The organism is Acinetobacter sp. ANC 4862 (assembly GCF_004336635.1).
Classification (GTDB): Bacteria; Pseudomonadota; Gammaproteobacteria; order Pseudomonadales; family Moraxellaceae; genus Acinetobacter.
In genome coordinates, this window is the sequence record NZ_SJXH01000058.1 from 1 (window position 1) to 11334 (window position 11334).

Sequence of the window (11334 nt, forward strand, 5' to 3'; positions counted from 1 at the left end):
GTTTCGCAGATTGAACTGCAGTACAGCTTCAATTGAATTCATATACCAAAACGCTTGATTCAGTTAATCGCTAGTTCTCAGTTCTTCATTTCACTTAACAGTAACAAGTTACTGCTAACTTCAATTCAGTTCTGAGTTAAACAATTTATTTCAACTCAAATTTGCCAATCTGTTAATGAATAAACTTGCCTTCGTCAGGTCAGGTTTAAAACACTGTGATAAATCACAGAGCTTAATAACAACGCAGCGCATTCTACGCCTTCTTGTTGCTAAGCTCTATAAGCCATCATACTGTTTGCTTAAGGACTAAACTATCAGCCAACTGACTGATCATTTATTAACTTAACGATATATTCCGAAGGAATATATGGTGGAGACTAACGGAGTCGAACCGTTGACCTCCTGCGTGCAAAGCAGGCGCTCTACCAACTAAGCTAAGTCCCCAGCTTATCATTAGGTCAATGTATCTTTTTCTCTGTAGTCAGATAGTGGTGGGTCTGACAAGACTTGAACTTGTGACCCCACGCTTATCAAGCGTGTGCTCTAACCAACTGAGCTACAGACCCTCAGATACATCTTTATGAAGAACAACTTGTTGTGGATTCTTACCGATCGTCAATCTTTCGTTAAGGAGGTGATCCAGCCGCAGGTTCCCCTACGGCTACCTTGTTACGACTTCACCCCAGTCATCGGCCACACCGTGGTAAGCGTCCTCCTTRCGGTTAGACTACCTACTTCTGGTGCAACAAACTCCCATGGTGTGACGGGCGGTGTGTACAAGGCCCGGGAACGTATTCACCGCGGCATTCTGATCCGCGATTACTAGCGATTCCGACTTCATGGAGTCGAGTTGCAGACTCCAATCCGGACTACGATCGGCTTTTTGAGATTAGCATCCTCTCGCGAGGTAGCAACCCTTTGTACCGACCATTGTAGCACGTGTGTAGCCCTGGTCGTAAGGGCCATGATGACTTGACGTCGTCCCCGCCTTCCTCCAGTTTGTCACTGGCAGTATCCTTAAAGTTCCCGGCTTAACCCGCTGGCAAATAAGGAAAAGGGTTGCGCTCGTTGCGGGACTTAACCCAACATCTCACGACACGAGCTGACGACAGCCATGCAGCACCTGTATCAGAGTTCCCGAAGGCACCAATCCATCTCTGGAAAGTTCTCTGTATGTCAAGACCAGGTAAGGTTCTTCGCGTTGCATCGAATTAAACCACATGCTCCACCGCTTGTGCGGGCCCCCGTCAATTCATTTGAGTTTTAGTCTTGCGACCGTACTCCCCAGGCGGTCTACTTATCGCGTTAGCTGCGCCACTAAAGCCTCAAAGGCCCCAACGGCTAGTAGACATCGTTTACGGCATGGACTACCAGGGTATCTAATCCTGTTTGCTCCCCATGCTTTCGTACCTCAGTGTCAGTATTAGGCCAGATGGCTGCCTTCGCCATCGGTATTCCTCCAGATCTCTACGCATTTCACCGCTACACCTGGAATTCTACCATCCTCTCCCATACTCTAGCCAACCAGTATCGAATGCAATTCCCAAGTTAAGCTCGGGGATTTCACATTTGACTTAATTGGCCACCTACGCACGCTTTACGCCCAGTAAATCCGATTAACGCTTGCACCCTCTGTATTACCGCGGCTGCTGGCACAGAGTTAGCCGGTGCTTATTCTGCGAGTAACGTCCAAGCATCTAGAGTATTAGTCTAGAGCTCCTCCTCCTCGCTTAAAGTGCTTTACAACCAAAAGGCCTTCTTCACACACGCGGCATGGCTGGATCAGGGTTCCCCCCATTGTCCAATATTCCCCACTGCTGCCTCCCGTAGGAGTCTGGGCCGTGTCTCAGTCCCAGTGTGGCGGATCATCCTCTCAGACCCGCTACAGATCGTCGCCTTGGTAGGCCTTTACCCCACCAACTAGCTAATCCGACTTAGGCTCATCTATTAGCGCAAGGTCCGAAGATCCCCTGCTTTCCCCCGTAGGGCGTATGCGGTATTAGCATTCCTTTCGAAATGTTGTCCCCCACTAATAGGCAGATTCCTAAGCATTACTCACCCGTCCGCCGCTAAGTYAGGTAGCAAGCTACCTTTCCCCGCTCGACTTGCATGTGTTAAGCCTGCCGCCAGCGTTCAATCTGAGCCATGATCAAACTCTTCAGTTTAATATTGCTTAGTGCCTTAAAGGGCACCAATCTTGGCTCATCAATTTTCTGACAAATATTTCTCAAATAAACTTCGAGTAATTTCTACCATCAATCAATGAAAATAATTTCGATCGATCAACCAGTAAAAATCCACACAAGTTGTTCTTCATAATCTCTTAATGATCTTCTTGCTCTTCGTCAGAGACAAGTCACTCAACGCCATAAACTCAACAACTCAACGCTTCGCGCTTCGTTCGTTTCCGTCTATCTCGTCGGGATGCAGCGTATTCTATACAGTTTCTGAAAGGGCGCAACCCCTAAAATGATATATTCATCATGAGTGTTTATTTTTTCAGCTAACTTGCTAAATAAATCGTATTCTCACCCATTTTTTAATCATATTTATAAGAACTTCTACTTAAATTGAGTTTTCAAACTGATTTTTATTACAGATTTAACTTCTAATATTCATTTAATTAATCGTCTTTATTTCGAGCTTGCTCAGTTTGAAGCAAATGATCTCAACAATGAATTTCTATAGGAAACTGTAATAAATAATGGACTGTTTCATATTTTCCTCATATTAATTATGCTAACGTAGCGCAACCCTATAGGGTTTTTATGCCTGATGGTCAAAATAAAGAGATCATACCTTTATTTTTAGGAACAAAAAGATCTATCGATTATGTAAGAGTGCAAGGTGCACAGCGAGAAGAACCTCAACAACAGTCTATTGATCTATATCGACAAAGAAATCTTGAATATAGTAATTCAAATGTTAAGCAATGGTTTATTAATAGATATTTCTACATTGATAAAGATTGGGCAGATGAAGAAAAAATAAATTGGGATACTCTCCTCGAAAATCTGCCAAAAATTGCACCTAAAGGAAGTGATTTTGAATATCTAACCTAAATCGCGGATAAGAAATTAGCTTGAAAAAAAGGTGACTGAAAACCATTAGGGAGTTACCACACCACCTATGCCTTCAGCCACCATGTTCGATTTTACATATTTCTTCTGCATCATTGATGACTTTTTTCAGAAATTTGAAGCAAGCTATTGGCAATTTTTAAAACACAACAACAAGCGTTTGAGAATGCGGTCTTCTCAATTGAAAATTTCAGAAATCGTATTCATCGCCATTTTGTATAAATGCTCTCATTTCAATAACTTCAAAGCCTTCTTCTTTTCATTAAAGCAAAATCAAAGTCAACTGTTTAGATATTTACCGTGTTACCAGCGAATGGTTCATCTCATCAGCGCACATCAATTGGCACTCCATGCTTTACATTTTGCCTTGATGAAAGATTGTCAGAGTCATTATTTATGGATCGATTCGACGACACTACCTGTATGCAAAAATCAGCGCATTCAACGGCATAAATCTCTAGCAGCGATTGCAACACGTGGTAAAAGTTCAATGGGATGGTTCTTTGGCTGTAAGCTGCATTTAATCATGAATCAGTCAGGAGACATGGTCAGTACAGCTTTATCGAATGGGCATACAGCAGATATTAAAATGGTTGAACGGTTGGTAGAAGGATTAAAAGCCAAGCTATATGCTGATCGTGGCTATATCAGTCAGGAATTAAAGAGCAGATTAAAAGCACAAGGTACTGATTTAATTACCTATCACCGAAAGAATATGCAAGCTGTTAGTTTATCCAATACAGATGAATATCACTTAAAACAACGCAATAAAATAGAGACTTTATTCAGCCTGTTAAAAGGGAAATATCATTTGGTGACGAGTAAAGCGAGAAGCATTGAAGGATACTTAGCTGGAATTTATGCTTCTTTATGTGCTTACCAGTTATGCCATCAAAACAAGCCTGCTATTCGAGTAATGGAATTATTGGCTTAAGCAGGATTTAGGTTAAGTATAAGCATTAAAGTTGAAGAGGAAGTCACAAACATTTCTATTGTACTCATTGCCTCATTCCCTGCTTTTAATTGTTTTTTTATACAATCAAATAAAAGTATTAGTGTCTGTTGACATTTCATAATGGTAACCAAATAAAGATACAGGCTAAAGCAACTGAGTTTTCGTAGTTCCACTTTAGCTTATCGTAACGAGTTGCAATACCTCTGAACTGTTTCAATCTTGCAAATGTGTTTTCAACTAAGTGTCTGATTTTATATAAATACCAATCCATATGTTCATTCCTGGATTTAGAATTAGATTTCTTGGGAATATTTGCTTTAGTTTGAGTATTCTTGATTTTTTCTCTGAGTGATGCTGAATCATAGCCTTTATCTGCACACAATATTTCTGTTTCTTTGAAATCCAAACAGTCAATTAAATCAGGTGCAACTTTCACATCATAAGTTGTGCCATCACCAATGATAAATTCAACAGGATTTCCATTTGCATCCACTGCTAAGTGAATTTTAGAGCTATTTCCACCAATGCTCTTGGAAATAGCTTGATCTTTACTAGCATCAATAAATACCCATTCTAAATCTGCATAATTTGACAATAATTTAAATACTTTTAGTAACTTGCTGTCTTTACACCAACGACTGAACTTCTTAAAAATCGAGTTTGGCCTACCGAAGACTTCAGGTAAATCACGCCAAGGGCACCCAGTTCGAATCCGATAAAGAATAGCCTCAATAAAATTTCGAAGATTGTGTTTGAGATAAATACCAAAATTATGGAGAATAGATTTCAGCTTTAACCAGTGTTGATCAGTCAGCATTGTACGAGGCATAGCGAGAAGTAAATTTGGTTTGGCGATTGAATTTTACTTTCTCGCTATTTTTTTTGAACAGCAAATGTCAACACACCCAAGTAATAATTAAGTATTAAGAAACTCTCGTAAGAAGAATTAATTTATTTCTTTTTCCACTCAAAGGAAGGCCCATCGTTTGGGTCGACCCCAATTTCACACCCTAGAAATTTCATATCCACAATACCCGTATCCATGGGAGTTGTTGTAATAAAATTACTGCGTTCCTCAAGTAACGTTTTATAACTATCGGGACTTATTAATAAATAATTGGGTACTTTATAATTTTGGTCTATGTAATCAAAAAATGCTTGTTTTACTTGTTCTGATAATTTCATTTTACATCTCCACAAATAACCTAGAATAAGATACAGAAAACGATCAGGTTGGTAGTTTTTTGGAGCCACCTTATCCGCTTAATTATTATACAACCAGAATACAGGCATATCTTCCAAACTCAACATCTAATTTGTTTGTTCTAATTATGCTGCCATAAACCCGGGCTTTGATTTAACAATACTCTTACTTCCATATCATTCTAAGCAATGGTGACATTTCAAATACGATTGAATAGGGTATTCATCATCAGCTGTATATATTGCATAGATCTTTCTTAAAATTTAGAAAATATTTGTTAAGTATTTAGTACAAAAAGCGCATTTCACATGAACTTTCTTATCTTTTTACTTAAAGTATTTACCCCATTATCCAAGACGGAGCTTGGGAAAGAGTTCGAGTGCATCCTTATAGCTTAAGCATATTCCTCTTTAATACTTTAAAGACTATCCCCGTTCGAGGATGAGTAAATGTTTCGTCATAGCTTAAATCAATGACTTTGTCTGTAAGCGCAATTTTAGGCAAGGGTCTCCATGTTTCGTCGTTACTCGCGTCATTTAAAACTCTTTCATAAATCCGCTCTACGATAATTTCTGTGCCACAATTACTTGTAGCACTTACCTCTTTTAATTTATGAAGTTTAGGCATTTTTTTATCTCTGTTATTTTTCCTAGATATTATAAAAAGGCATTCAGTAAAAATTGTAAATTTTATAATTAGATATGTAATAGTTTCTTTATAACTAGAAACTTATTTTATATTTTAAGGAGGATTGAAACTCAGTGCTTCTTGCCCATTTGACTACTCTTTTCTTCACACTTACCACTCTTTCGGATTCTATTGTTACGGCATAAAAACCATATTCATCTATCTGAATGCAAATTATTGGTTTTAGGAAATCGGAAATATTTTCTCCAGACAAAAAAAAATCCATGCTTGGTAAAGCATGGATATAAAACTAAGAACACCTTGGGAGGTGCAGAAACTACAGCTAGTTTCTGTAGGTTATTTTGTATACTAATCCAGTAATTTACAGTGGCGAAATATACCAAAAATTAAAATAATGTTAATTAAATCAAATTATCAGACAAACTAAATTAATAATTTAGAGCAAATAAAAAGCTCGATCAATGACCGAGCTTCCGATATTTTTTCCACTCTCCTAAACAGGAACTAAAGTGCAAAAACTTATCCCCACAAACATTACTAATAAACTGGATAAAATCAAATAAGTATCAACGATATTAAAGCTTTTGATAAAAGTCCACATATAATAGGAAGATTAACTCTTGTAATAGTATGTAAAACATACCACACAATTCATCCATTCAATAAACTACTGTCGCGTTAATAGTTCACTAGCCCAACGTATATCTCTAAATATTGACCTTTTCCATCCCAGCGATGTAAAACTATCAACAATAAAAAGCTCATCTTTCGATGAGCTTCTAAATTATGAATTCTATCTATACTTCAATAATTATAATAAGGAATTAACCACAGCTTATATGGCTAATTTTCTTATTAGCAGGAAAATCAGTAAATTGAACTCCTGAATTTAATGGTTTAACCATCCACGCATTACCCTATCGGTATTTTTACTACTTGACCGGGATCATTAAGTGCTGGTACGGCGTTCCAGGCCACATTATGTAGGGAACAGCGGTGTCCGGCTGGACATTCTTAGGGTACATGTCGTAGAAGCGGGGTTCAGCACCAACGATCATGACATGAGGTCCAGTCTTGATCCAATGGTTGCCAGCAGTGGGTTTCTTGGCATAGGGATCAACATTGCTGGCATCAGTTCCTCCTGCCAGCATATACATGAAGCCGACGTTACCCACCGTAGGTGGTTTGTGACTCATCCAGGCATCTGCCCACTCTAGGGCTGCCTTATCCATACACATCGGGTCAGGACCTGGGGTCGCTGGATTGTCGGGCATACAAGTAAAACCATTAGTGCCTTTGCGCAAAGTACGCATCTTGCCATCAGCGCCTATAGCCACGATAGTGGCTGCTGCTCCTACTTTTTTCGGTGCTGCACTCATTGCACTGGCGATAGCATTCTTATTGGCTGCAGGGGAAGCTCCCGCTGAGCTACTTTTACCCGCCATGGGCTGGTCAGCTGCTAAAGCGGCGGATGCAGACAGTGCAACCCATCCAGCAATAAGCAACACTTTGGGGAAATTCATGGCACGTTCTCCTTGAATCATAAGTGAAAACACTTGAAATAAACTGGATCAGGCCCGATCGCCTTTCAGCGCCATTTTCCCTTAGATGAGAAAATAAATGAAGGTAGAATGGCCTTCGAGGTCAATCAAATTTATCGCTGATCGTTCTTCTGACCTTACCGATGTACTTTTCCTGACAGTGATTACCTATCCAGTTTTTTTTGTTGCCGCTGTTCGTCTTAACTAGTTAACTAACTAGAGAGCTAAAAATAAAATTAAGCCTAGCTATACTTTTAGAGGTGGTCCCACATGTTTGAACAACTAAAAGCTTATTTATAAGTGATACTCTGCTCTAGTTAAGCTACCTTATTTTGTTGTGGTAGCTGGTCATAGTAAAACTCATCTGGAGTCATTTTGTCCAGACTCGAATGAGGTCGTTTCAAATTATAAAATTCAAAATATGCGTTTAATTGCTTCTTCGCATCCAAAACATTGCTGTAGGCTTTGAGATACACCTCTTCATATTTAACGCTCCGCCATAATCGTTCAACCATCACATTATCAACCCATCGACCTTTACCATCCATACTGATTTGAATGCCATTTGATTTCAATACATCAATAAATGCATCACTGGTAAACTGACTGCCTTGGTCTGTATTAAATATTTCAGGTCGACCATATTTTTCAATAGCTTCATTTAATGTTTCTATGCAAAATGTAACCTCCATACTAATCGATACTCTATGCGCAAGTACCTTGCGGCTATGCCAATCAATCACAGCACATAAATAAACAAAGCCTTTTGCCATAGGGATATACGTTATATCCGTAGACCACACTTGATTACTGCGCTGAATAGCCAATCCTTTGAGCAGATATGGATATTTGCGGTGAGCTTGATTAGCCTGGCTTAAATTTGGTTTGCAATATAACGCATTAATGCCCATTTTCTTCATTAAAGTACGTGTATGACGTCGTCCTATATGATGTCCTTGACGATTCAACAAATCACGCATCATCCGGCTACCTGCAAAAGGGTATTGCATATGTAACTCATCCATACACCGCATCAGCTTCAGATCTGATGCACTCACAGGTTTTGGGCGATAGTAATAACAACCACGGGAGACTTTCAGCAGCTGAGCTTGCTTAGATACTGAAATCTGAAGTGAGTCATCGATTAACTTTTGTGGTTGAAGCGGCCCAGTTTCTTCAACACACCTTCTAAAAAATCAATTTCTAATGCCTGCTCACCGATTTTTGCATGTAGTTTTTTTAGATCGATGGGTGGTTCTGTTGGAGCTTTTGATTGATCGAAAGCTTGCGAGGAAGCTGAAATCAGTTGATTTTTCCAGTCGATAATTTGGTTTTGATGAACATCAAATTCAGCACTCAATTCAGCAAGTGTTTTTTCTGCTTTAATCGCAGCAAGTGCTACCTTAGCTTTAAAATCATTTGAATGATTTCTTCTTGGTCTACGTGCCATAAAATACTCCATATATTGATGTTTATAACATCATTTGGGGAGCAAAATATCACTTATAAGTGTTGTTCAAATTTCCTGATCCACCTCTAACTACAGCGCAAATTTAGCTTTCTAATTTTTCATTATAAAACGTACTCAAAGAAGCACATGAAGAATTAGAGAGCTATATTTATATAAGGTTTAATATCTCAGTAAATTCTCGAAGGAATTTAATGATTGTTATTAATTAAAGTAAATAAGTTTTAAATAGTATTAATTTTCAAATAAATATTACTATTTGAAGCAATTGGTTATAGAGTCGGGGCCATGACAAAAAAATATGATAAGTTTTTATCTGCATCAGCAGATTTTAACTTAGAAAATTCTCCATATTATTGGATCACTCAAGTGCATGCTCAATATGTACAGAAAGTTGATCATGCCTTAAAAAAATATGGCTTAGATCATTCTCGTCGTCGTCTTTTACTGGCTTTAAAAGTCAAACCCCAAGCAAGTGTATCTGACTTATCTGAAATGATCATTTGCAAGATGTCGACCACCACGAAACTTGTTTACCGTTTAAAAGAGGAAGGATTAGTTAATACTTATTGTTGTGAACATGATGGTCGAATTACACGGGTTATATTAACTGATCAAGGACAACAAATGACGCAAAAAATTAACGATCTCAGTCACATCGTTTTAGAAAAAACCTTTGAAGGTTTGACACCACTCCAAGTTGAAAAATTGTTAGAAAACCTTAAACATATTTTCAAAAACTTAGTTCATTAATATAAGTTGAATTAAATGGTTTCTAACATTTCGACTTCGCATAGAAAATTTTATCTCAAATAAAAAGGTACTGTGTAAAGTATCTTAAACTTGGTTGATATTCAGCGAAATAAGCTGAAATTCTTTCCAAGTTGGATATAGAAATTTGGGATACAATTAGACAGCAGGGTAAACAAGGCAAGTTGCTTGTTGATGTTGTCGAACATCAAACATTAAAAAACCTATGGAACTGATACGGCAATGTGTAGCGGATCAAGGGTTATTACAACAAAAAGGTTAAAAAATGCGTATTCAATTAATTTCTTTGATTAATTCAATAAAAACATCCCAGGGTTATTGTGCAGAAATTGGCTTTGAATTTTCCAATGGTGATTCTGTTAATGGCTCAGTAGATTTTACTTATTTTGCTGATGAGTCTCAGTGGTGTTATGATTTAGGACATATGAAAAAATTTCTTACTAGGCATGAAGATAAAGTCTTTGTTGATGAGGTCTTAACTGGCGATCATTTTATTGATGATGTTAGAAGTTATGTAGAACAAGAACTAACAGAGGGGGCGAAGTGCCCGAACTGAAAAACTGTAAGTAAGGTCATCGTTATCCGATTAATCCAGCAGTGACTTTAATTCGTATTCTTGATGCCCCTCCAGGTCTGATTTAAACCTTATAAAGCAGAAATAAAAAACCCTGACATCCTGTCAGGGTTTTTTATTGTGAGATCTGTGGTAGCTACTGTTCTACCTCACATTCTGGTATTAGAACTTATCATTGTTGTTTTCTGTCCCGGAACTTCCTGTTCCTGTATGAGTTCATCATAAGCAAAAACTGCTGATCACCTATCTGCAAAATCCCTAAATTGCTGTACGTCATGGCGTACATGTGATGACTTCCTTTCTCTAAAAAAATAGATATCTATTAGGTTCATGGCCGTTATAGAAAAGATTTATCTCAACCTTGTGTAAAACCCCACCGAGGTGGGAGTATGTCAAAAATAACTTTAATTGTGATGTATAATTTAAATTAATTGAAAAGTGTGACAAAAGTTACATTTCATAAAAAGACTGATAAAATATAGGCTTATAATTTTATGAAATATTATTAGCTCAATAATTATATTCTCTTTTAAATAAAAAAATTATTATTTTTGACATGAAAAGTATATTAATTTAACTAACTAACCAATTATTTTATTTAAAAATAAATTTTTTATATAATAATTTATTACATTTTTAAAATGATAAATTAAAAACTATTTTTAATTTAAAAACAATAATATAGGTTTTTAAAAAAATAAAAATACGTAAATCCTAATAAATTCCCTCCCCTTTATTTATTTTGTATGAAATAATATTTTAAATAAAAAATAAATCTTATTAAATAACAAAGAACAGGACTTTAAAATATTATTAGATCAAAGGACGGTAAAGATAAAGATTATGAAAATATCAGTGCTCAATGTCGGTTTATGTTGTGTATGTTTCCTGAGTAACACTCATGCAACATCTGATGAGTGGAGTCAGCGTTGGAAAGCATCAAGTACTCGTTCCAATGAGAATTTAGTCCAAGCAAATCTGATTGAGCTCATGGATTCAGATTATTATTCTGGGCTAGGAAAGACCACAATAAATAGCACATCGACAAGTTCTATAGGTACTGTTAATTCAGCCACGAGCAATGTGAATATAA

The 11334-nt window shown here is 37.3% G+C and carries 11 protein-coding genes, 2 tRNA genes and 1 rRNA gene; 6 read left to right on the forward strand and 8 right to left on the reverse strand.

Annotated elements, in window-relative coordinates:
• Window positions 1-368: 368 nt before the first annotated feature.
• From E0409_RS15870 to E0409_RS15880, 3 genes are all read right to left on the reverse strand, one after another.
• Window positions 369-444 (reverse strand) — tRNA-Ala (locus E0409_RS15870).
• Between the two features lie 45 nt (window positions 445-489).
• Window positions 490-566, reverse strand: a tRNA-Ile gene (locus E0409_RS15875).
• Window positions 567-627: 61 nt separating this feature from the next.
• Window positions 628-2165, reverse strand: a 16S ribosomal RNA gene (locus E0409_RS15880).
• Window positions 2166-2768: 603 nt separating this feature from the next.
• Here E0409_RS15880 and E0409_RS15885 point away from each other — a divergent pair.
• Both E0409_RS15885 and E0409_RS15890 read left to right on the forward strand, forming a co-directional pair.
• Window positions 2769-3062 carry a hypothetical protein gene (locus tag E0409_RS15885; RefSeq protein ID WP_213073380.1) on the forward strand — a complete coding sequence of 98 codons (294 nt, stop codon included), beginning with the start codon at window positions 2769-2771 and terminating at the stop codon, window positions 3060-3062.
• An 82-nt stretch (window positions 3063-3144) separates the two neighbouring features.
• Window positions 3145-4014, forward strand: a complete 870-nt coding sequence (locus E0409_RS15890) for an IS982 family transposase (protein WP_131292426.1) — start codon at window positions 3145-3147, stop codon at window positions 4012-4014.
• A gap of 136 nt (window positions 4015-4150) precedes the next feature.
• On the opposite strand, the gene E0409_RS15895 is transcribed toward E0409_RS15890, so the two are convergent.
• The 4 genes from E0409_RS15895 to E0409_RS16855 all read right to left on the reverse strand — a co-directional run bounded on the left by E0409_RS15895 (window position 4151) and on the right by E0409_RS16855 (window position 7083).
• Complete coding sequence (locus E0409_RS15895) at window positions 4151-4864, reverse strand: IS5 family transposase (RefSeq protein WP_131292429.1); 714 nt, start codon at window positions 4862-4864, stop codon at window positions 4151-4153.
• A 122-nt stretch (window positions 4865-4986) separates the two neighbouring features.
• Window positions 4987-5220: a hypothetical protein gene (locus E0409_RS15900; protein WP_131292432.1), complete on the reverse strand. Its 234-nt coding sequence runs from the start codon at window positions 5218-5220 to the stop codon at window positions 4987-4989.
• A gap of 406 nt (window positions 5221-5626) precedes the next feature.
• Complete coding sequence (locus E0409_RS15905) at window positions 5627-5866, reverse strand: hypothetical protein (protein ID WP_131292435.1); 240 nt, start codon at window positions 5864-5866, stop codon at window positions 5627-5629.
• A gap of 953 nt (window positions 5867-6819) precedes the next feature.
• Entirely contained in the window at window positions 6820-7083 is a 264-nt protein-coding gene (locus E0409_RS16855) for a hypothetical protein (RefSeq protein ID WP_252151832.1), read from the reverse strand.
• Between the two features lie 67 nt (window positions 7084-7150).
• Here E0409_RS16855 and E0409_RS16860 point away from each other — a divergent pair, with 67 nt between their 5' ends.
• The gene (locus tag E0409_RS16860) at window positions 7151-7426 is read left to right on the forward strand and encodes a hypothetical protein (RefSeq protein ID WP_252151833.1); all 276 of its coding nucleotides are present in this window, start codon (window positions 7151-7153) and stop codon (window positions 7424-7426) included.
• A gap of 319 nt (window positions 7427-7745) precedes the next feature.
• On the opposite strand, the gene E0409_RS15915 is transcribed toward E0409_RS16860, so the two are convergent.
• Window positions 7746-8878, reverse strand: a protein-coding gene (locus tag E0409_RS15915) for an IS3 family transposase (protein WP_223235881.1) whose coding sequence is annotated in 2 segments (ribosomal slippage) — window positions 7746-8626 and window positions 8626-8878 — 1134 coding nt in all. Because the reading frame shifts where the segments join, the coding sequence is not laid out codon by codon here.
• 306 nt (window positions 8879-9184) lie between these two features.
• On the opposite strand from E0409_RS15915, the gene E0409_RS15920 reads away from it, so the two are divergent.
• The 3 genes from E0409_RS15920 to E0409_RS16625 form a co-directional block, all read left to right on the forward strand.
• Entirely contained in the window at window positions 9185-9649 is a 465-nt protein-coding gene (locus tag E0409_RS15920) for a MarR family winged helix-turn-helix transcriptional regulator (protein WP_131292441.1), read from the forward strand.
• A 283-nt stretch (window positions 9650-9932) separates the two neighbouring features.
• Window positions 9933-10223, forward strand: a complete 291-nt coding sequence (locus tag E0409_RS15925; RefSeq protein ID WP_131292444.1) for a hypothetical protein — start codon at window positions 9933-9935, stop codon at window positions 10221-10223.
• A gap of 861 nt (window positions 10224-11084) precedes the next feature.
• The coding region (locus tag E0409_RS16625; protein WP_131292447.1) for a hypothetical protein at window positions 11085-11334 on the forward strand (250 nt) is incomplete at its 3' end.

Bases quoted from the DNA above. Each gene is read 5' to 3' on its own strand.
- E0409_RS15905 (WP_131292435.1), bottom strand. From the start codon at position 5,866: ATGCCTAAACTTCATAAATTAAAAGAGGTAAGTGCTACAAGTAATTGT.
- E0409_RS15920 (WP_131292441.1), top strand. From the start codon at position 9,185: ATGACAAAAAAATATGATAAGTTTTTATCTGCATCAGCAGATTTTAAC.
- E0409_RS15885 (WP_213073380.1), top strand. From the start codon at position 2,769: ATGCCTGATGGTCAAAATAAAGAGATCATACCTTTATTTTTAGGAACA.
- E0409_RS16855 (WP_252151832.1), bottom strand. From the start codon at position 7,083: ATGAGTCACAAACCACCTACGGTGGGTAACGTCGGCTTCATGTATATG.
- E0409_RS15925 (WP_131292444.1), top strand. From the start codon at position 9,933: ATGCGTATTCAATTAATTTCTTTGATTAATTCAATAAAAACATCCCAG.
- E0409_RS15890 (WP_131292426.1), top strand. From the start codon at position 3,145: ATGTTCGATTTTACATATTTCTTCTGCATCATTGATGACTTTTTTCAG.
- E0409_RS15895 (WP_131292429.1), bottom strand. From the start codon at position 4,864: ATGCCTCGTACAATGCTGACTGATCAACACTGGTTAAAGCTGAAATCT.
- E0409_RS15900 (WP_131292432.1), bottom strand. From the start codon at position 5,220: ATGAAATTATCAGAACAAGTAAAACAAGCATTTTTTGATTACATAGAC.